Genomic DNA, 22,197 nt, shown 5'->3' with positions numbered 1-22,197 from the left:
ACAGCCTTCGTGCCGGATGCGCGTAAGGCGGGCTCAAATCGTGCGATCGATGATATCAGCGGAGGAGTGAGTGGCTGCGCCCTTGCTGGCTGATCGCTTGCGGAACATTGGCTATCGGTGACGACCGATCGATTGGCTAGGAAATTCACGATTTGTTCGGCGCAACAGTCTTCGAGCAATAAGATTGTTGATAACTGCAAGACAGGACGATCGGTCCCTTGATTTGCCCCTCGTGTCAAATGCGCGAGAAATGATATATACAGATCAAAATGTTAGGAGCTCAGTTCGAATCTCTCCGAGCGCGCCAGAGCCATTGACCAGCCCTGCGCCCGGACCCAATGCGATCCCACCCTGCGGGCGGCCTGTCCAGATGCCCCCCACGATGGCCGCAGTTTCGATGCCGGGACCGACGGGCTCAAGCGGTCGCGACGTCGTGAGTGAGCCGGCCGACCTGGATCAACGGCTGTGTCGCATCGCCGACGCCGCCGAAGACCTTCAGTTCGATCTCGACACGGGCATGGCCCGCGGTCGTTGGCCTGGTCGTCCCGCGCCACGTATCGATCATCTGCGCGAACGGGGCCACGAAGGTCGGCTTCACACCGGGATCGACCACCGATGGGGTCGGCGTCAGCAGGTTGATCGGCACCCGGACGCGCGGGATCGCCGGCTGGCCGGCCACGATCTCATAGCTGTACATGCCCTGCATCGCGACCTCGTCGCTGGTGCTGCCATTGCCGTTGGCATAGAGCGCGGCGAAGAACTTCGTCAGGCGCGCGTCGAGGTCACCGGATGCGCCCGGCATCGCGTCGAGCGGGAACGACGTATAATTCAGCTGGGGAACCACTGTGGAGGCGAACCGCACCTCGGGCGTCTGGAACAGGAATGCCGGGTTGGTGCTGGTGGTCTTGAGATCGGCCAGCGGGAACAGCGCGAGATTGCGCTGCACGAACACCGAGGCCCAGCCGCTCTGATACAGCAGGACGTCGAGCGTCGCGACCGACACCGTCCGGGCCGGCAAACCACGTGCCTCCGCTTCGCCGAGATAAACCGTCTTGCCGTCGACCTGACGCGTATAGACGTAGGCGATCTGTACGCCTGCGGGCAGCTCCGCCGGCGGCACCGCCTGGGGCGTATAGAGCTCGGGCGCGATGATTGCGATGACCGGCGCCGGGAGCGTGGTGGTGCCGTTCGAGATCGTATTGGCTACCGCATTCCAGCTCGCCGCCATCCCATCGATGGTGATGTTGACCAGATTGGTGCGCGCGTGTCCTTCCGCAGTGCCGTCGAGCGTCGACAGAAACTTCACGATCACATGTGCCGGTGCGGCCGCCAGTCTTGCAGCTCCCACGCTCTCCCGCGCGTAGGCATCCGCGACCTGCCTGGTTTCCAGTGCAAAGGCGGCGGTCGCCTTGCGCGCAGCCGCCAGCGTCGCCGGATCGGGTTCGGCGCCATCGATGCCGACCAGATACTGGTTGAGATCGCGCAGGATCGCCGGATAGTTGGTCACGAACTGCGCCAGCGCGGTGAAAAGATCCGGCTCCCCGCTCAGCCTGGCCGAGCGGCGCAGCGTTGGCATGGTCGGACGGTTGAACTCCACCGTGCAGGACACCGCGTCTGCTGCCGCCTGCTGATAGAGATAGTCGAACGAATAGCACCAGGCGCTCAGCTTCGACGGATCGGTCGCGCCCTCGCCGGTGAGCTGCAGCGCCTGCTGGGCGGAGACCGTGGGCGGCGTCGGCAGGTCGCGATTGACGACCGGAATGTTGGCGACCTGCGTTCCCAACGGATAATCGAACGGTCCATTGACAAAGGCGAGCCATCGCGAACCGACATAGCCGTCGATGCCGGGGACGGTGCGCCGCTCGAACTCGAGATGGGTGAGCGACAGCGTAAGCTTCAGCGGCACATAGGCTTGATCGATGACGTTCTTGGTGGCGAACACGAAGGCCAGTCGCGGATCATACCAGGTCTTGCTAGCGGGATCGTAGACCTCGCCGAGCGGGATGCGCGTCGGCGTCAGCGTGTAGTTCTGATTGTCCGCCGCGCCCTTGATGCTTCCGCCCGGCTGACCGTAGAGGTTCGGCGGACCGGCCGGATTGTTGTCGCCGCCACCGGTGACCTCGGTCAGCCCGAACACGACGGCCGCACCGGCCCGATAGGCTGCGCCGAGCTGGTTGAGCAGCTGCTGGCGCAGCTTCTCAGCTGCGGCAAAGGCGGTCGAGGGATCGCCCGCGCTGGTCGACAGCACCGGCAGCGTCTTCAGGCTGATCGTATCCGCCAGCAATTCCTTGGTCGACAGCACGCGTCCCAATGAACCATCCGTGAGCGGATCGGTCACATCGTCGATCAGGTCGAGGATGAAGGCGTGCGGCGCATAGGCCGCCGACAGGAACAGATCGATCGCGTCCAGCGTACTCTGGAACCACTGGTTCAGGTCGGCGCCGTCAAGATGCAGCGTGTCAATCTCGCCGGTGTCGTAGCGCGTGATCGTCACATCGCCGCTCGTCAACGCCTTGGCGATCGGTTTCGGCGCGAAATAGCTCGGGGACGTGCCCAGCTTGAAATGGATGCCTTTCCCGGCCGCCTTGCCGAAGCGCACCGCCCAGAGCTGCTGCGCGCCGTCGGCCGCATCCTCGCCGTCGCGGGACAGGCCCTGCCCGACCTTGAGATACCAATCGGCCGTGGCGAAAATCGCCTCGACCGCTGTGCTGAACACCGTATAGGACACGTTGCCGTCGCCGTCGGCCCGCGGCAGGATCGCTGCGACCACGCCGGTGCCGCCCTGCAACGCCGCCACGGCCGGATCGACCAGCAGCGGATTGCGGCTGAGCGCGAGCGTCACGTCGAGCTCGAGGATGTTGCCCGCAGCGATCGCATTGACGTCGACAGGAAGCGACAGCGTCGCAGCGGGGGCTGCGGGCGCCTGTCCCTGCGTCACGAGCTTCAGATACAGCAAGCAGGCGCGCACATAGCCGCGAATGATGTCCGCCTGCGCATCGGTGAGGTCCACGTCGGGCTTGGCTAGCAGCGAATTCGACAGCCGCATTGCCACCGCGTTGCCGGAAACGCCCGGCACCTTCACGGAGACATTGGCGGAATAGTCCTGATGCAGCTGATAGTAGATCCGGGTGTAGAGCGAGAGATCGTCGGCGGCCCGCGCCGCACCGTCCGGCCCTGCATAGGCCGCAGCGTTGAGGGACAATGCAAGCTTGAACGCCGCACCGCTCGCGGATTCATAGGTGTAGCTGGCGTTGGTATTGATCCAGGACCCGAGCCCGATCAGCTCGTCGCGGTACAGCATCGGCACCGCAGCCCCGTTGAGCGCGCCGCGATACCCTTGCGGCGGCGCCTCGAACGGCGTCACCGTGGTGTTGCCGAAGATATCGCGCCATTGCAGCGCGACCTGCGCCATGGTGCCGACACCGAGATAGGGATTGGCCGCCTTTGGCGGCAGATTGGAATCGGACGGATCGGGCGCGGCGTTGACCAGCGCGAACTGCGCGCCGATGCCGATCGACTGGCGATAGTCGAGATCGGCGAGAGCGACCTGCGCAAGGCGGTTGCTGCGCGTCCTCGCCGAGCGGGCATGGCTGTCGAACGCGCCGGCCTCGTTGTCGTCGTGATCCTGCGGACCGAACGGCATGCCGAGCGGACTGACCTTGTAGAAGACGTTGCCGGCAAGCCCCGCGGCAAGCGAGGTGTAGAGCTGATACATCGTCTTCTTGGCGAAGTCCGGCGCGGCGGGATCGTCCGGCGGGAGGCCGAAATTGTCGCGCGTCAGGGCGAACCCGATGTTCTGCGGCGGCAACTGGTCGCGTAGCGAGAACAGCTGAGGATCGAGATCGAGCACGGCATTGACCGGGAACAGTCCGGGCGCAGCGCAGGCGCCGCGGGCGATCAGGTCGACGTCCAGGCCGTAATAGGCGGCCATGCTGGCAAAGCTCATTCCGGGCGCGGCCGAGGAATTGACCTGATAGGTCAGCGGCGGGATGTAGAACACCGCCGCGAGCGCAACGGCGACTTGCGGATTGAATGCGGCGATGTCCTGGCCGGTGATCGGACGGACTGCACCGGCGGAGAACAGCCTGGCGAGCTTGTCGAGCGTAGCCTGCGCATCGATCGCCCCGCCAGTGCCGCGGACCAGATCCGCCTCGGTGAGCTGGCGGACCGCGCCCACGATCGGCACCAGTGCGTCCGCGGCGAGCGGCCTGGTCGCGTTGACCTCGGCGATCCGTCCGGGCCCGGGGCCGTAGATCGCCGCGAGCGCGTCGAGCGATGCTCCTGCCGCGACCGGCGCCGTTGGGCCGGTCGAGGCCAGCGACACCGTCTGCACCAGGTCGCTCTGCGGATCGACGGCGTCGGTCGTCACGAAGGCGTTGACGAAATCGGGAAGCGTGGTGCCGAAGGACTCGCTGCCCTGCGCCGCGAACGTCACGACCATCGTCACGATGCCGGAGCCCGAGGAATCGAACACGGCCGCCGGCAGGCCCTCCTCGCTTTCGACGTTCTCGTAGTAGAGATAGTAGCCGCCGCTGCGGACCGTGCTGAGCTCCCACATCAAGCGGATGAACTGCGCCGGAGAATTGGCAATGCCGCGCGGCGGAGCATCCTCGGCACTCAGCATCAGCCGCAGCGCCGCCGCCGGATTGGTCTCGGTCGACAGGTTGGTCTGGGTGATGAAGGCGAGGAAGTTGGCGTCCGCCGGCGTCACCAGCATCGGCGCGCCCGGTCCGGACTGGTTGTAGAGCAGGAAGACGGCGGAGGCGATGCCTTCGCCCAGCGCATCCATGGCGGTCAGGATGCGCTGCAGCCGGACCGCATCCTCCGAGCTGGGTCCGACCAGCTCATAGACGAACGGCAGCGACGGCGCGGATGCCGGACCGCTCGGCAGATCGCCTGCGCCCGTGCCCTGAGCAGCCAGCGCCGCCGCATCCGGCAGACGCTTGATCTCAATGTCGAGCCGCGTGCACCAAGCCCAGCGCCCCAGGTCAGCATAGTCGGTGCGTGCGGTCGCGGGATTGCTGCGCCCGATCTGCGGCTGGAACTTCGGCAGCAGCGCGAACGTCGAACGTAGATCCGGCATGACGGCGCGGATCGACTGCTCGCGCGTGGCGACCAGATTGGTCTGCGCCGGCGGCAGGCTCCACAGCGTCGGCTGCGTCTGCGCACCGGCATCGGCGGCCGCGGCCACGCCGCTGCGATTCGTCAGCGCCAGCAGACTCGCGACGGATCCGCTCGACCAACGCGCATAGCCGCTGGCGGTGAACGGCCGCGGCTGGCGCTCGGCAAGCGGCAGCGCCGCAAACGTCGGGCTCGGAACGAAATTGCCAGGCGTCCTGGCCCAGCTGACGACGACGTTCAACGCGGCAAAGGCCTGGCTCAGATCAACCTCCATGCTGAGGCCGGTGCCGGCATTCAGCATGATGAAGTCGAGCAGGACACCGTGGCTCTGCGTCTCGCGCGCGAAGTCGATCTTGTAGCCGCTGGCAGAGCTGGGCGTCGGGAACTGCTGGCCGGTGAGCTGATAGACACCGTAGCCCGACTGCGTCCTTGGATAGAGGAACGCAGGCGACAGCGTCAGTCCGTCCTGGACCGGCAGCCGCAGCCCATAGACCAGGAAGCGCGAGACCATGCCGGCGGTCTGGCCGACCTGGCCCGTGGCCGCGATCGCCGACCACAATGCGCCGACCGACAGAGCCTGAAGATTAGCGACGGTGAGCAGGCCGCGCTCCGCCTGCACCGAGAACAGTCCGGCGACACCGCGATTGGCGTCCGCGACCGCAACCGCGGTGGTCTGGAAGAGGCTCGCGACCGTCGCCAGCGTATCGGAGGACGGGCCGGATGCCCCGGCGGTCCTGTAGGTGATCGGCCAGATCGCGAGCGGCAAGGTCGGCTGCAGCAGGCCGGCGGCGCCATAGAGCACGCTCTGTGCGGCGAGCGCGTCGATCGAGATCGCGCCGAGTTGCAGCGCGATTTCGTCGAAGCTGTCGCCCTGCCGCGTCACATAGATCTGCTCCTTGCCCTGGCTGTTGGTGAGCAGCAGGATGACGCCGCCCTGCAGCATGTGGCGTGACCGGTTGGCCACGATCAGGCGGTCCGGCGTCGTGGTCCAGCGCGGCGTCGGCGCCGCGTCGGAATAGCGGCCAGCGATGCTTTGCAGGGTGTCGCCGGTCTGAACGACGTATTCGAGGTCGTCGATATGCAGCGACAGCCCGGCTCCCAAGGCATGATCGACGTTGGGCTGGACGATATCGGCAATGGTCAAGGCGTTGCCGACGATTCCGTTCAGCTCATCCAGGATGGCACCGATGCTGCTCGTCGCGGTCAGCGGATAGGCATAGCTCTGCAGCGCGTCGGCCGCGGCCTGGAGCAGTTGGCGCGCGATCAGCGTGAACGTGTCGACGAACACCAGGGCCGCCATCGACTCTGCCGAGTTCGCATCGCTCTCCGCGGCAAGCCGGCGCGCTTCCTTGTTCTGGGCCTGGATGTCCGCAGCTACCTGCGCGAACAGCTTGCTGACCGCGGTCGCATAGCCGGGCGTTGCCGTGGTGTAGGTCTCGAACGCGATCGACGACGTCTGGCCGCCGGACACGCCGGGGACCTGCAGCTTCAATCCGTCGAACACCGGAAACAGCACCGAGCCGGCATCGAGCTTGGTCTTCAGCCCCGAGGATTGCGCCGTCGCCGGATTGAAGATGTCGAGCGTGAAGGCGTCGGCCAGGAACTGCAACAGACCCTTGATCGACAGGAACGGATCGGCCGTGTCGGCGAGGCGCGCGACATAGGCCTCGAGCTGGGTAAGCGTCACCGACGTGGCCAGCGTCTCGGCGAGCTCGGCCGCATCCCCGCTCTCGTTCCCCAGTGCATCAATGATCCAGGGGAAGTAGACCTCGGCCAGCACGTCGAAGGACGTCTTGGTGGCGGACGGCGCGCTGGCGGCGGCATCCGGCGCGTCCATCGCGAGCAGGAGCACGAATGCCCCTTGGTTCGAGGCTGCGTCGGTGGCTTTCTCCGGAGCAAGCACGGTGTACTGCGCGCCTGCCATCAGCGACAGCTTGGGCTTGTTGCCTTCGACGGCGGCAAGGCCCATGCGATGAGCGGCGGCCGGCGCGAGCCGCTTCGGTCGCGGCTTCAGGCTGCGCGCCAGCCGCATCGCCGCGTCCGGTCCGCGGGCATGCGCCCGCTGCATCAGCAGCGCGTCGGCGCGTGCCCCCTGAACCTCCCACGGCGCCGTGCTGGTCTGTCCGATCACGAAGGTTGCCGACACCTGGGCCGAGAACGACAGGCTGATCGAGATCGAGAACAGGCCGAGGTTGATCTTGACCTTCAGGCTGATCGTCACGCTGGCGCTGGCGACCACCGGAATCTCGCGATAGCTCTCATAGGTGAGCTGGATCGACAGCACGATCTTGACATTGACCGAGGCCGAGATGATCGCGAAATCGACACTGCCATAGAGCAGGCCGATGATGCCGACGGTGCCCGACAGCCTGAAGTAATAATCGCTTTGCAGCGCACCGCTGCTGGCGCGCGACGCCAGCGTGCGCGTGGCGTTATAGGGATGCCACGGCGCCACGACGCCTTCAACGATGCCGAACACCGTGAGCGCGAAACCCGCCTTCAGCGGCCCCTTCTCGAAATTGTAGCCCAGGCCGAGCTGCAGCCCGATGCCGAACTCGATCACCGGATCGAAGGTGCCGAGATTGGTCTTCGGGATCCTTGTTGAGGTCGCGTTGGAGAGCTTGCCGATGTAGAAGCCGCCGGCGCCCAGCACCGGAACGCCGTAGACGATCACCGAGATCGAGAAGGAACGGCGGAAATCGAGATTGTAGGGGAAGCCGATGTCGATGAAGAAATCGCCGTTGGTATAGACCTTGATCCCGAGCTGCGGCAGCGTGATCGACACCGCGCCGAAATTGAGATTGCGGATGATGTCCGGGAAGGTGAAATCGATCTGGTAGACGCCGATGTCGTCGGTGATCTTCTTGTAGAGGATGTCGACGACGAGATTGGCGAGCCCGCCCATCTTCTCGCCGGCGAGTGCCAGCCGCAGACCATAGAGATTGGGGTCGTTGAACACCAGCATCGCATCGATCGACCAGGCGCCCGCCACCTTCATCAGGCCGAGATGCCCGGCGATGAGCCAGTTGTTGGACTGGTCGTAATAGGGCAGCCCCGGTGTCCCGCCGTCGTCCGCATTGGGATCGACCGGATTCATCTTGCCCGTCGTGCTGGGGACGGACTGCAGCGCGCAGATCACCTCCTTGGTGCTCTCGAAGCTGGAATGACCGGTAATGCCGATGCGCTGCCCGAGCACCAGCAGGAACAGCTTGAACCATTCCTCGCCCCGGCCGGGCACCGAGGGCAGGTCCTTCACGTCCTGCCCCTTGGCCGGATCGAGCAGATTCTTGAACGCCGGATCGTCGGCGACGAGCGGGCTCGAGCCCTCGATGGCAAGCGTCACCTTGCCGTCGGTGTCGCGACGGAAGGTCAGCGCGGTGATGCTGATGAAGCCGAGGTTGATCGGACTCGACAGCTCGTAAGTGGCCGACAGGCGTTGCGAGAAGCTCTCGCCGTTCTTGAGCGAGACGTTGACGCGTAGCGCATCGAGCGAGATCTGGTTGAGGAGATCCCACGGCGAGTCGAGGGTGAAGTACGGATTTCCGAGCGTGCGGACCAGCGCCTGGATTAGCGAGCCGATGCTCCAGCCCTTGAGGCTGAACGTGACCAGTTCCTTGTCGCTCTCCCAGGCGGCTCGGAAACCTTCCCACTCGACGAACAGGATGTTGTTCGAGCCCGCCTCGGTCGTCTTGAACTCATAGCCCATGGTGAGCTTGAGATTGATCGCCGAGTAGACCCAGGTGCCTTGCGCGAAGCCGGAGAACTGCTGCTGGGCCGGCTTGTTGCCGTCATAACTGACGCCGAGCCGTGCCGGATCGATGCCGACGGTCTGATCGCCGAATGCGAATGTCCACTCGAAGCCGACGGTGATGTCGTAGCTCGTCTCCAGCTCGCCCTGCTCCGCCGGAATGGTCGCGGTGATCGCGAATTCGGAGATGGTGAGGTCGCCGGGCAGGAAGCTCGGGAAACCGTAGGCGCTGCCGGGCGAAAAGAACTGGTTGATGAGGTCCGAGACCTCGAGCGGCTCCTCCAGCGAGGCGGCGAGGTCCCACCGCTTCGGCGTTTCGAACCCGTCATAGGTCACGCTGACCTTGGTGTGCAATGGGCCGACATCGAGGAAACCGCCGACGCTCGACTTCCATTGCGTCTGCGACGCGGTTTGCAGCGCGCCTGCTCGCGAGGTCCGCAGCATCTGCAGCGGCGCCGCCCGCAGCAGCGTCGTCGCATTGCCCCCGTCCGGCGCCTGCGTCGGAGTCTGCGCCGCGATCGAGACCGTCCCCTCTCGCACGGCAAGGATCGGCTCATCGTTGATCTTGAGCAGATTGAGCGTGAGGCTGAAGCCGGCATCGAACTGAAAGCTCTGCGCGCCGTAGTCGACCGCGACCGCGATGTCGCCGAGCTCGAAATCCCCGACATTCTCCACGTCGAGCACAACCGCGCCGCTGGACAGCGCCGTCAGGAAGTCGCTCAGCTTGGCGGTGCCCGCGAAGGACGCGTAGAACTGCTTGGCTGACGTGAACTGGACGGTGAATACGCCGTCGCCCTCGCCGTCCGGTCCCTTGAAGACGCTCGGTGCCAGCACGAACTCGGTGGTGAAATCATAGGTCTGCTGTCGCTTGGTGGCGTCGAACGGATACGCCATCGACCATTGCAGCGAGAAGCTGGTGATCTTGAAGTCGAGAACGCCGGTCGCCGGCAGGATCTGCCAGCTCGTGTCCTTTGAGCTGCCGATCTCGATCGAGACGGCCGTGATCGTCGGTGAGCTGCCGAGCGTGCCGGCGATCGAGAAGCCGTTGAGACCGACGAAGGCGAGGAACTGCTGCAGCACGTCGGGAGTCGCGGCGAGATAGCCGCCATTGCCGCCCATCACCTCGATCACCGTGGCCGGCGTCAGCGGATCGCCGCCTGTGACCACGGCGAGCGCCACCGAATAGTTGGCATCCGCGCCGGGCGTGATCTCGACGTCGAGCTGATAGGAACCGGTACCGCCGATGTCGAACTGCGAGGAGATCGCGAGCGTCGGCGCCTGGTCGCCCGCATCCGGATCGACGAGATCGGCCAGCACCAGGACGCCATCGACCTCGTCAGCGCCATCGGGCACAGGAATGGTCAGGGCCAGGCTCGGATCCTTGACCGTGAACTGCGACGCTAGCTTGAATGTGCCGTCCTGGATCGCCGCCCGCAATTGCCCCGGCGGGAACAGAACGGTCTCGCCGTTGAAGATGCCCATGTTGAGGGCGCCGCTCAGCAGCAGGTCGCCGGTCGGCGCGGTGAGCCCCGGAAACAGCAGCAGGAACGGCTTGGCGACGTCCGGCAGCGCGACCTTGGCGTCGAAATTCTGCACCGCGCCGCCGCTCACGGCACGCCCCGCGGAGTCACCGTACGGATAGCTGCCGGTCGCCGTCGAGAACACGAAGCTGACGTTCTTCAGCGTGCCGAACTGATTGAACGGGAAGCCGCCCATGAAGGCGAAGCTGCTGGTCCAGGTCCAGTTCGACGGCGTCGCCTCGGCCTGCACGATCAGTTGGTCGCCGTCCACCGTGAACACGAGCGTGGCCTTCGCGGCCAGCGGAGCGGTGGCGCCGATGAACGGGATCGTCGCCGACTGCACCGTGAACGCCGCCCCTTCCACGGGGCCGACGTCGGATTTTTCCACCGTGACCTTGAAATCGGCCGCGGTCTTGAGGAAGAAGGCCTGGCTCAGCCAGGTGTCGTAGTCGGCGGGGACCTTCACGGCGGGATCGGCGAGGCCCGCCGTCAGGAAGGCGGCATCGAGCGCGAAGGCGGTCTCGCCGGCGGCGGCTTCGACAGCGGCGCGGAGATTGTCGATAGCGCTCATCAGCCGGCGCTCCCTTCAGATGTCGGCGAAGACGCCGAAATGATCGCTGGTGTTGCGGACGCGCCCGTAGTTGCTCCAGCCGGTCAGATTTCCGGCGCCGCCGATCCCGGGATAGTTCGCCGCCGTCGGCGCGCCCGGCCACCCCATCGGCGCCGCGGTGAACTGGTTGGCCAACGCGACGGTGCCGAGGGGAGGATTGTCCGGCGGCGCCATGACCCCGTTCATCGGCGTGCCGGTCACCGTGTTCATGATCGTGGTCTGATAGTTGTGCATGCCGTTGTGCGGCCAGACCAGGACGTTGTCGATCGAGTAGAACGGCGCGGCGACGAAGTTCGAGCCGACATAGCCGTAGCCGGGATAAAAGCTCTGTCCCGGCCCGCCGCCGTTGGACCAGAGAAACTTGGACGCCGCCGTCTTGTCCTTGCCGCGAATATGGGTGGAGAAATAGCCCTTGTACTGGTCCAGATTGACGGGAACGCCCACCGCCGTCGGACTGACGAGCAGCGTGTAGGCACCGGGTCCGCCGGTGAGCGGATTGTAGAGACCCGAGGCCGTTCCGTTGACGGCGAACAGATTGACGTTGAAGTCGCCGCCGATCACCCGCGTCTCGTTCACACCCAGGGCGCCGACGACGTCGTTGATCGTCGACATCGTGGTGATGTAGTTCGCCGCCGCGGGGTTGTTCGGCGGCGAATGGATGCCGAAGATGGTGAGGTCGCGCTGGACGTTGCCGAGATTGTCGACCTCAGTGAACGTCGCCATGAACGGCTCGCGCAACCCGGCGAAGGCAACGGGCGCGCCGAGCGTGGTCGTGAAGGCGATGCGCGCGGCCACGACGTCCTCGTTGAGCCCGCCATTGTGCTGAGCGGCCGCAGGAATCTGCCGGACGCCACCAAGCCCCGGGGGGACCAGCATTCCGTTGACGTTGACGGCACCGAGAGGCACCAGCATGCCGTTGTACGGCGTGGCGACGCCGCCGCCCGGCGGCACCGACATGCCGCCATGCCCGCCGGTCCAGATGTTGGGCCCGGTGAAGTAGCGGTTGAGGGTGCCCGCAGTGTTGGTGCGGCGATAGAGAATACCGACCGTTTCGGCGCGCCCGCCCACCCCGGTGTAGAGCGGCGGCACGGCGTTCCATCCGCCCGCCACCATGGTGGCGGGGTTGTTGAGCCCGAACTGCACCATGGCGAGCGCATTGATGCCGCCGGTCTGGCTCGCCAGCGCGTTGGGCGCATTGTCGCCGGAGCTCACCTCGATGATGACGATGATGTCCGGCTGGGTGGCCGTCAGCACGGCATTGATCACCGCGCGGCGCTGGATCGCGCTCTGCATGTCGTTGAGGCCGCCATGCCCGCGCTGCCGCTTGATCGAGGCCGAAAAGATCTTGTTGATCGAGAAGTTCTCGATGTTCCAGAACAGGATCCGCGTCATGTTGACGGCTCCTGCAGCTCGGGCTTGCGGGCGGCAAATGCGAGCGACTGCTCGCAGCCCGGATTGTCGTCGGCGACGTAGGCGGCATACCAGCCGAGGCTGCCGGTGTTGTCGGGATCGCCGAACAGGAAGAACTGGATATTGGCGGACGGCGGCAGCTTGGCGATGCCGAAGATCTTGATCGCGATATCGTCGATCCGCAGGCAGTAGAACCACTTCGGCCCGTCTTCCGGCAGCTTGCGTCCCGATGCGGTCGGCACCGGCTGGCGCAGGATCGAGATCGCGCCGACCGCAACCTTGATGACGCCCTGGATGCTGAACAGGCTGGCGCCGGGCGCCGCGCCCGGCAGGCTCATGCCGATGAAGACCGCATGCTGCGCGTCCGAGCCGGTGGTGACCGGCGACCATGCCGCAAGCAGTTGCGACTGGAAGCCGACGCCGGAGGCGAGCGCTCCCGGGCCGCCCAGCGTGATGTCGTAGACGACGCCGAACCAGGGTCCCTCCAGCTCGGTCAGGTTGAGCTGCGAGGTCACCGGCAGGAAGCCGAGATCCGACGGCTTCTGATCGCCGGTCGCGTTGACGAAGCTCTTGAGCTGCAGTGCGAAGCCGCGGAACAGGCTGGTGTCGCGCATCCTCGAGCCGTTGAGATTCCAGGCCAGGTTGCCGGTCGCGACCTGGAACCGCTTGGCTCCGGGCGTCGCCTGCGGATAGGTCATGCCGATCACGAGGCCGGAGAAGGCAAGCCCGACGCCGAGCGCTTCCTCCGGCGTGTCGGGCGGGCTGCCGAACGACAGCAGGTCGAGCGTCTCTCCGATGGTGCTCTCAAGCGCCGTGAAATCGAACTGTCCCCAGACCAGGAAGTTGCTGGCCACCGTGGCGCCCTGGTCCTGGGTGCCAATCGTGTTGAACTGCACGCGGTCGAAGGCAACGGCCGGTAGCACGTTCGACGGGCTGGTCAGCACGTTGGTCGTGTTCTGCTCGAAGACATAGGCGCCGCGGCCGCCCTGGTCGACATAGCTGCCCTTGAGCACGATTCCCGTGAAGGGCTGCGGCGTGCGGCGCGAGTACAGCCGCGAGACCGGCGCGCCGAACAGCGCCGCGACCGAGAGCTGGACGTGGCTGTCGAACCGCGTCAGCCTGGCGTTCTCGAACAACGACTGCAACTGCAGCACGGTGAAGTCGAACTCACCGCTCATCTGCACCGCCACCGGCACGTCAGGCGCAACGCCGTTGGAGATGTTCATTGCATAGCGCGGATCTTCGTAGTCGATCAGGCCGAACAGGCTCGAATTGCCCGGGGGCATCGTGATCCGGCCGCTCCGGCCATCGACCGTGACGCGGCTGACGGTGAAGCCGAAATGATGGGCGTTGAAGCGGGTGAAGTCGATGCCGGCGGCAAGCCCCGCAATCTCCGGCGGCATGTCGCGCTGGCCGAGATCGGCCGCGAGCACGATGACGCCGGTCCAGTTCGGATCCTGCGCGATGCGCGCGAAATTCTCGTAGAATGGGCCGGACGCTCCCTTCGAACGCACGACGGCTTCCGCGATGTAGTCCTGCAGCCATTGCGACAGGCCGGTGTAGGACAGCGCGGCGGTGACCGGCGGCGTGCCGGGCAACAGCGAGAACTGCTCCGCCGACGTCCAGCGATTGGCATTCGTGACCCGCTCCAGCAACGAACCGGAGCAGAACTTCATGATGACAACGTTGCGGTAGGCGGTCGCCGACGCGCCGGCGCCGACCGCCGCGGTCATGGTCCAGCCCGCGATGTTGACGGTGTTGGCGAACTGCGCGCCGGTGCCGAACGGCTCCGGATTGACGGCGACGAGAAAGAGCTGGTTGGTCTGCAAGGCGTCCTGCATCGCCTGGGTCGGAGCAGATAGCGCGAATGGCAGGGTGTTGCCGTCGCGGTCGATCGACTGCGCCATGCTGACCTTCAGATAGGCACCCGTCGTCGGATCGCCCGCGATGATGAAGCCCTGCGGCGTCGTCCCATCGGTGCTCGGGCCGTCCGGCAGCGTGCCGCGCAGCGCGTGAGCCCGCGCCGCCTGCACGCGCGCCGACCACGTCTTGCTGCCATAGCTCGAGATCAGCGACTTACGGGTCGCGGCCACGATCTGGCTTTCGAACTGGACGAGCGTAGCGCCATCGAGGCCGCTGCTCGCAGCAGCTCCATAAGGCACCAGCGGAAACGTCTTGTCGCTGCCCTGGGCAAGCGGCATGAATGGCGGCGCCGATTGCAGGATCGCGACGTCCTCGGCGCCGGCGCCGGCCTCAGCCGCAGCGTAGATCGCGCTGCCTTCGGGCTCTGCGAGATAGTCGACGGCGCCGCCTCCGGAGACGATGGTCACCCAGGAGGTCTGATGCTCGTCCGTCAGGCGCGCCGCGACGGCACCGCTCGTGGGACGGTTGAGGTCCGCCGTCTCGAATGGAAACACCGGCGCGTAGCCCGGCTTCGAGGGAATGGCGTTGAGACGATCGTTCTGGGCTGCAGGCAGGCTGACGTCGTACGCCTTGAAGCTCAGCGCTTCCGATCCGAACAGTCCGCCCATCAGCTTCGCCAGCTGCCCCGCCGAGCTGCCATCGGCGCCGAGCGCGTAGTGGCCGGCCAGGCTCAGATAGGTCGTGCCTGTCTCGACCGCGACCGTCTTGGCGGCGCTGGTCGCAAAGGCGAAGCCCCCTGCCCCGAGCGCCGGCGCCGTATCCGTGCTGCCAGCCCCGAGCGGCGTCAGTTGCACGACACGCCCGCCGGTCGTACGGAATTCGCTGGTCAGCGCCGGCGCCCCCTTGATGGCGAAACCCGAACGCAGATAGCCCTGCTCGAGCTGCTCTCGGCCGATCGCGCGGTTGGCCGGATCGCCGAGGTCGAAGGCGCCTGCGATCGAAAGCTGCGACGGCAACGCCGCCACCGTAATGGCGGCATATTGCGCAGCTTGCGGCGACGTCGTCGCGTTGTTGTTGATGACGTAGCGGACGCCCTGCTCCAAGCCCTGGCTGACGAACGCCTGCTTCGAATCGAGCAGCCCATCAAAGGTGACGCAACCGGTGTTGGCACCGCCGAACGGCACGTAGGCGTAGATGCGATTGTTGGAGGTCCGCGCAAGCCGAATGCCGAGCGGGTTGTCGCCCTTGCCCGAGAAGCCGACGAACGGAGGCGAGCTCAGCGCCGAGCCCGACAGGCGCAGCGCCCCACCATCGATCTCGATCCGGGTCTGATCGAGAATGTAGAATTTGGCGTTGCGGGCGAACCAGAGGTTCAGGTTGCCCGAGACCTGGTAGACCGGCGGCAGGTTGATGAAGGAGATGCCGTAACTCTCGAAGTCGCCAAACCTGACCGGATTGGCCGAGGCCAGCCAGACGACGGCGCGGTTGCGCGTCGCCTTGCTGATATAGGTCCGCACACGCTCGGCGAACCCGCCGGGATCACGATCAAGATCGGCGGGCCGCTGCGTCGCGAAAATATAGCTGCCACCGTACTTCTTCAGCGAGTCATCGTAGTTGATGAACGGTGGCAGCGACGAGCCCGTGCCGAGAAGGTAGCCGGCCCAGCCAACCGAGCCGGCAACCCTGGTCTCGTAAATCGCAGAGGAGTCGACCTGCTCGAACTGCGCTGACGCGGACGCGTCCATGCTCGTATCACCCGATCGGGAAAATGCCGAGCAAGGTGCCCGCCAGTGAATAGAGAGCGCGATCGTCGATGATATCGCCCTTGATGATGGTCACCGTATATTGCGCCGAGCCCAGCGCAGCATATTGCACCGTGATGCCCGCCTTCCACGTCGTCGCGCCGATCGTGATATCCGCGGCGAGAACCGCGGTGATCTGGGACTGCGAGACGATCGGCGTCCAGACCGGGATGCGGCCCTGGTACTGGAACGAAACGTAGGTCGTGTTGTTGGTGTCGCCGCTTGGCGTCGTCACCACGTTGCTGTTCGGACTGGTCGGCGTATTCACCGTCGGCAGCGCCGTGAAGGCGGCGCGCGGATACTCTTCGGTCCGCGTAGTCGCGGGCGGCGCTGCCTTGACATCCAAACCGATCGGGAAGATGCCGAGCGTCACGCCCTGGAGCAGGTAGAGCCCACGATCGTCCACGATCTCGCCCGAGATGATGGTCACGGTGTACTGGGTCGATCCCAGCGCCGCATACTGGATCGTAATGCCCTTGCGCCAAGTCGTTGCGCCGATCGTGATGTCAGTCGCCAAAACGACCTGAGGTTGCGCCTGCGAGACAACCGGCGTCCAGACCGGAATGCGCCCCTGATACTCGAACACGAGCTGCGTCGTGTTGTTTTGATCGCCCGTCGGCGTCGCGACGACCTCGGTGTTGGGGCTTGTGGGGGTGGTGACAACGGCGGGAGCCGAAAAACGAAGGCCTTCATGATGAGCCATGGCTATCTCCTTTTCTAAAACACAGATTGAAACCCGCAGTACGCAACCGCCGGCGCGGCTGAAACGAATGGAAAATCAACTAAGCTACCAATGATTGAAATCTATCAGAGGTTGTGGCGTGTAACAGGGTTCGCCGCGGTGGTCAATCGGGCCAGATCACAGTCTTCCCCCCACGCCCGGTCACATTCTGGTGTTTACATTTCAGGCGAAGCCGGGCGCCGCTCAGCGGCTGACTTGTTTCCGGAGCATCTGCATTGCACGCTTCATCGCCGCGGACCGGATGAACGAGCCGAGCACGAATCCGGTAAAGCTGCTCTCCTTTCCGGAATCGACAATCTCCCCGCTCATCGTGACCGTGTAGTAGCGACCCATCGGGTGCATGGTCACGGTCAGTCCCTTGCGCAGGACGATGCCTGCAATGGCAATGTCCTCGGTCAGCTCGACCTCCACTTCGCCAATCGACACCAGCGCTCTCCAGCACGGGATCGTACCGTTGAAAAAGAAGGTCACCCAGGTGCTGTCATTCGTGTCGAACGTTGCAGCCACCTGCGCATTGCAATTCGTCGTCAGCTGGGTGTTGACGGTTTGATCGGTGAGCTGAGATGGCGCAGCGAGCAAGGCGACTCCCGTTCTCTTCAGGCGCTCAGCGTCGTGCAAAACGACCCGCTAGAGGGTAACAAATAACTAGCTGTGGTCGGTTTGCGAGTCCATTTGCAATCCGGCCCCTGCACCAGTCCGGACGGGGGCTCTGCATCTCACGCAGGGGCGACCATGCCCCTGGCCGTCACGTCCCGCGGATCGAGGAGTCCAGGCGGCTTTTCGCAACCGGCCCGATCCGCTGCAAGAGCTGCTCTTCCCAGGTTTCCTCAAACTCTAGCAGCCCTGTTGCCCGCTCCTTCCCCCCCGCCGATCGCATGCCGCGCGCCGGGAAACGCCTCGACCGGTGGTCGGACGCTGCTGACGGCAAAGTTGATTTTTCCATATTTTTCAATCCGTTGTCGTGACTGCAACGTGAGATGCCGCCGCGGCGGACGTCGCAAGCGGCAGACGCCGGAATGATCAGGCGCAGAATCATCTCCGGCCTGGACGCCTGATCGTCGCTCGGCGGGCGGCAATCCCGTCTCCGGCGGCGTGCGTCGGGTTGCCTCCAGGCCCTGCTGTTTCTACAACAGCCGGAGCGCCTCCCAAGCATCAGGACCATCCCCAAAAGTGAACGAGCAACGCTTCATCGGCTCGCTGACCGGCTTGCGCTTCGTCGCGGCCGCAACGGTCGCCATCGGCCATGGCGCCCCGTCGTTGGCGCAAGGCCCGCTGCCGGAGCTCATCGCACAAATCAGCAGCATCGGAATGACGATGTTCTTCGTGCTGAGCGGATTCGTCCTGTGGCTCAACTACGCCGAGCGCTTCCAGTCGCAACCGCTCGGAAGCGCTCTTCGCGAATTTGCCATCGCGCGCTTCGCCCGGCTCTACCCCATGTACGCCGTGATTGCGCTCGCAGTCGTCGCATACATCGTGATTGCGCGAGGTCTTTCGGCCCCGTCGCTCGGCTTCATCCTCACGATGACGCAAGCCTGGTTTCCCGTGCAGAACGGCACCATGCTGGTCGCAGTCGTGCCATCGCTGCAGCACCTCTGGTCCATCAGCGTGGAGCTGTTCTTCTACCTGCTGTTTCCATTCGTCTGCCTGCTGTTTGCAGCCGTCGTCCGGCTGCAAACGATCATCTGGATCGCGCTGGTGAACATCGTGACGTTCGCGCTGACGATCGCGGCCGCCTTCACCTTCGGGGATGCGTTGCTGCGGGCCGTCGCGCCGAGCCTGACGCAAAACGGGATGCAGTGGCTCACCTACTACTCTCCCTATCTTCACATCGCTCAGTTCCTGGCCGGCTGCCTTGCCGCCATGATCTACAGGAACCGCGCCGATGCCAGCGTCGGTGACGGGGAGCGGCGCTGCGTGAGGCTCCTGTTCTGGCTTTCGCTGGTGAGCCTCATCTGTGCGCCTGTGCTGCTGTTTCTGCAGCCTCGTCTGCCCGGCTGGTCATTCGCGATCGAACTTGCCGTACGTCTCATCGAGATCTCGGGATTTTCGATCGTCTTCGTCGCCGCCAGTCGATACGGCCATGCCCCCTGGCTGTCGTCCAGAGCCCTGATCATTGGTGGCGAATGCAGCTATTCGATCTATCTGCTGCATCCCTTTCTCATTCGGCTTGCGATGATCGGAAAGTCAGATGCTCCTGGCGCTCTTGAGCTCGCACTGCGGCTCGGTCTGTTCGTTGCGATTGCGACGGCGATGGCCTGGATCACCTACATGCTCATCGAGGCACCGTCGCGGGCATGGTTACGGAGAGCCTTCCGCACCAGCGCACCACGCGACGTGATCCATGCGAGGCCGGTCTGAGCGCCGGAGCTTCGTCTTGCTCCTGATACAAGGCACGGCTCGCGACAGCCGGCGGTCCGACCCACGTTCTCGCGCCGGTGATCAGCCCTCGTATATTCACCTGCTGACACAGGCCTTCGCCTGTCTGCTCCATTTGAACGCGGTTCCGCACGGCGGTCTTGGCCGAGCGCCCGCGGGGCATTCGTTCCACACCGGCGCTCCCACCTCCCAGCCATTCACGACGCAGCCGCCATTCGGCGCGACGTGGCACCCTGGGCCGCAGGACTCATTGGCGTCCATCCGGCCGGCCCCTGCCGCAAGGCCGGTCAGTAGCACGACCGAGAACATCAGCCTCATCGCTTCGCTCCGTTGCCTCTGAGACGACGAGCCCATGCGACTGCGCCCCAGCTGAAACCATGAACGTGCCAAACCGTTCCTCAGTTTGTCGCAGCCTGCTCGAGCTGCTTTCGTCGGAGATCGTCGCCGCCAGCCTGTGACGAAACACCGCGCCGCCACCACACTCCAGCCCCACTACGCGCACGACTGCGCCATATCCGTGCACGGGAATGGGAAACCATCGTAGCGAGAAGGTTTTCACCATGTTGGGCGATGATTGCGCAGCCTGGGCGAGCCGGAAGCGGAAAAGTCACCTCTCCACGCCAGTTTGATCGTGGTGAGGCGCTGGGGCGCGCGCTTAGAAGCGGGACGAGCCAAACAACATCAAGAACCGGCGGCACGAACTGCCGGCCAGCCTTGGATCGTCCGGATGTATGCCGGACGGGCCCGTGGCGAATGCAGGGAGCGACAGATCGACATCATGACACGAAAGCTTTCAGTCCGCGAAGTCATTGCCAGATCTTATCCCAGTTGGGACTATGCCATGGCGGATCGGTTGATCGCATGGCTCGATCATTGTGGTTACGAGATCGTGGAGAAGAAGCCGGAGCGCACCGCGGCTCTCGTGACCGATGACGCGCGGCCACACGTGATCGGCGCTTGATGAATTGAGCGCCTTTCGCCGGGGCGCGGTGAACGATCAGCGCTCCTTGAGCGGCAGCGCTCGGGCGCCGCAGGAACTGTGCATCCCGTCCTGGGGTTCAGGATGACAAGACCAACGCTCGACGTTTCATCGAGCACCATGAGATCAGGGAAGGATCACCAATGTCTCGCAAGCTCACGCCACGCCAGGTCATCGCACGCTCCTACCCGACCTGGGATTACGCCATGGCCGATCGCCTGATCGCCTGGCTGGACGATTGCGGCTACGAGATCGTCGAAAAAGGAGCTGCGCATGTGGGCGCAAGCCTCGTGCCTGCGGCGCCGGAATCGACACCGTCGCATGAAAGCACACATTGATCCCGTCGCGATCACCGAGACCGCGAACGGGGTCTCCGGACACTCATTGGCATGAGACAGCCTGGCTCAGGCAAGCAGTTGCTTCTCGATTTCGTAGACCGGAAGCTTGACCAGATCCTTGTGGACCTCGCCATGCAGCGCCTTTCGTACCGCGTCGGAATAGTCGGCGCGGATGATCCCGAGCGCGCGCGGCGACGCCACCATCGTGACGGCTTTGGTTTCGCCTGAAATGACAGCATGATGCAGGCGATCGGCAAGCTGCTTGAGAAAGATACGCTCAGCCTGATCATGCCAATCCGTCTGATCCACTGAACTCCGAGCATTGCCAAATGACGGCTGCACCGAGCCGGGAGCGTCAGTGCCCTGAGCGCTCGTGCGGTCGTTCTCCTGTTCACGGACCTCTTTGGTGTGCAGGTTCGGAAACATGCTGTCACCGACGTTCTCGAGGATCAGCGCCTTGCGCCCGTCGCACACGACGATCCAATCACCGGTTCCGACCTTCATCTTGTCCATGAGATTACTCCATCATCCGAATTACAGCGAAGAATGTGCCGGCGAGCTCATCGGGAGAAGCCGCCGCAGCTATATGCCTTCTTCGAAATCTTCCAAGGAAAGGCCGAACTCCGAGAGAGCCTCCTCCAGATAGTCGCCGAGCATCGGCGTTTCGATCAGATACGTCGCCGTGCGATTGTTGTGCGCCTGAGCGGCCTGCGCACGAAGCTCATCCCAATTGTCCAGCGAGCCGTCACCCCGGCCCAGCCACATCAGCGTGACCAGATCGATCTGTTCGTCGACATTGAGGCCCCTGATGAAGCTGACGAGCTCCGACCGGTCCGTTTTCAGGCCTCGCCCACCGGTACCGGGCGCCGTGTCGTCATCTGCCAAATCTGCCAGCAATTCGGGTTCGGCCGCTTCCATTTCGTGCTGGTGGATCTTGGTCACGACGAAGGCGACCTTCTCCGGCGAGATCGAGAGGGTGGGCGTGGTAGTCGTCATTCAGCGTCTCCTGGGTCCCCGGGCAAACGCCCCCAGGTCCCGTGCAGAGACGCTAGGCGTTCCGGAAGGAGCGCACTTTGCGCAAGATCAAGGCAGCGTAGCGGCGTGAAAACCAGCGCAGCACCCCGCGCGAGCCCCGGAGCGCGATTGCAGCGGGACCGCTTGGATCGACCAGGGACCGCGGGCGATCGATACTACCAAGTCCAATCGAGAGAGCCGACATGCGGCTGCTGCGCGACCAGAATCATCGGTCTGCCCGGATGAGCTTTTGCGGTCCTTCGCTTTTTCGCCTCTGCAGCCGGCTTGCCTGTGTCGGCAATCCGCGTCGCGCGAGGCTTCTCGGCGGACTTCACGGCCGCAACCTGCGGGTTGGTCTCGACGGCGCTCATCTGCGCGAAGGCGTCGCGGGCACTGGGCTTGGCCACTTCTGCCGCAGGCTGCTCCGCCTTCGCGAGCTTCACCGGAGCCGGCGTGGCGATCGAGGTGTCCATCACGATCCGCTCCGGCCACTTTCTGGTGGACTGAATGCGCACCGGGGGAAGGTCCGACGCAGACGACAGGCTTGCAGGCAATGGTACGCTGGGAAGCACGGCATCCGCCAGGACCAGCAGCGCCAGCAAAGTTCCACCGACGAAAAGAAAGTAACGCAGAATGGGCATAATTTACCGCTCCGTCGGCACCTGCGCCGACAT

12 protein-coding genes are annotated in these 22,197 nt (G+C 64.7%); 3 read left to right on the top strand and 9 right to left on the bottom strand.

Annotated features, from left to right (window positions below; all coding sequences use genetic code 11):
- Positions 1–415: 415 nt before the first annotated feature.
- From ACQR1H_RS04040 to ACQR1H_RS04015, 6 genes are all read right to left on the bottom strand, one after another.
- Positions 416–10,960: a LysM peptidoglycan-binding domain-containing protein gene (locus tag ACQR1H_RS04040; protein WP_434907165.1), complete on the bottom strand. Its 10,545-nt coding sequence runs from the start codon at positions 10,958–10,960 to the stop codon at positions 416–418.
- 15 nt (positions 10,961–10,975) lie between these two features.
- On the bottom strand, positions 10,976–12,391 hold the full coding sequence (locus ACQR1H_RS04035; RefSeq protein ID WP_316237764.1) for a hypothetical protein: 1,416 nt from the start codon (positions 12,389–12,391) through the stop codon (positions 10,976–10,978).
- A complete protein-coding gene (locus ACQR1H_RS04030) occupies positions 12,388–16,017 on the bottom strand; it encodes a hypothetical protein (protein WP_434838331.1) in 3,630 nt (1,209 codons plus the stop codon). Before ACQR1H_RS04030 ends, ACQR1H_RS04035 begins: the two co-directional genes overlap by 4 nt.
- A gap of 7 nt (positions 16,018–16,024) precedes the next feature.
- Positions 16,025–16,777 carry a hypothetical protein gene (locus tag ACQR1H_RS04025; RefSeq protein WP_315804858.1) on the bottom strand — a complete coding sequence of 251 codons (753 nt, stop codon included), beginning with the start codon at positions 16,775–16,777 and terminating at the stop codon, positions 16,025–16,027.
- Between the two features lie 222 nt (positions 16,778–16,999).
- Positions 17,000–17,395: a hypothetical protein gene (locus ACQR1H_RS04020; protein ID WP_315804857.1), complete on the bottom strand. Its 396-nt coding sequence runs from the start codon at positions 17,393–17,395 to the stop codon at positions 17,000–17,002.
- A 166-nt stretch (positions 17,396–17,561) separates the two neighbouring features.
- Positions 17,562–17,852 carry a hypothetical protein gene (locus tag ACQR1H_RS04015; RefSeq protein WP_315804856.1) on the bottom strand — a complete coding sequence of 97 codons (291 nt, stop codon included), beginning with the start codon at positions 17,850–17,852 and terminating at the stop codon, positions 17,562–17,564.
- 134 nt (positions 17,853–17,986) lie between these two features.
- Between ACQR1H_RS04015 and ACQR1H_RS04010 the strand changes: the two genes are divergently transcribed.
- The 3 genes from ACQR1H_RS04010 (at position 17,987) to ACQR1H_RS04000 (ending at position 20,509) form a co-directional block, all read left to right on the top strand.
- Positions 17,987–19,174: an acyltransferase family protein gene (locus ACQR1H_RS04010; protein ID WP_316216072.1), complete on the top strand. Its 1,188-nt coding sequence runs from the start codon at positions 17,987–17,989 to the stop codon at positions 19,172–19,174.
- Positions 19,175–19,970: 796 nt separating this feature from the next.
- Positions 19,971–20,153 carry a hypothetical protein gene (locus tag ACQR1H_RS04005; protein ID WP_315804960.1) on the top strand — a complete coding sequence of 61 codons (183 nt, stop codon included), beginning with the start codon at positions 19,971–19,973 and terminating at the stop codon, positions 20,151–20,153.
- A 161-nt stretch (positions 20,154–20,314) separates the two neighbouring features.
- Positions 20,315–20,509, top strand: coding sequence for a hypothetical protein (locus ACQR1H_RS04000; RefSeq protein ID WP_315804854.1), 195 nt, complete (start codon positions 20,315–20,317; stop codon positions 20,507–20,509).
- A 66-nt stretch (positions 20,510–20,575) separates the two neighbouring features.
- Here ACQR1H_RS04000 and ACQR1H_RS03995 read toward each other — a convergent pair whose 3' ends face one another.
- The 3 genes from ACQR1H_RS03995 to ACQR1H_RS03985 form a co-directional block, all read right to left on the bottom strand.
- Positions 20,576–21,022 carry a host attachment protein gene (locus ACQR1H_RS03995; protein ID WP_315804853.1) on the bottom strand — a complete coding sequence of 149 codons (447 nt, stop codon included), beginning with the start codon at positions 21,020–21,022 and terminating at the stop codon, positions 20,576–20,578.
- A gap of 69 nt (positions 21,023–21,091) precedes the next feature.
- Complete coding sequence (locus ACQR1H_RS03990) at positions 21,092–21,505, bottom strand: DUF3775 domain-containing protein (protein WP_315804852.1); 414 nt, start codon at positions 21,503–21,505, stop codon at positions 21,092–21,094.
- A 194-nt stretch (positions 21,506–21,699) separates the two neighbouring features.
- Positions 21,700–22,164 (bottom strand): hypothetical protein, encoded by a 465-nt coding sequence (locus ACQR1H_RS03985; RefSeq protein ID WP_315804851.1) that lies wholly within the window; start codon positions 22,162–22,164, stop codon positions 21,700–21,702.
- Positions 22,165–22,197: the final 33 nt, after the last annotated feature.

Origin of the sequence: Bradyrhizobium sp. HKCCYLRH2015 (assembly GCF_051168215.1) — a bacterium.
In the GTDB taxonomy this organism is placed as follows: domain Bacteria; phylum Pseudomonadota; class Alphaproteobacteria; order Rhizobiales; family Xanthobacteraceae; genus Bradyrhizobium.
This window is presented reverse-complemented; position numbering and strand designations above follow the sequence as displayed.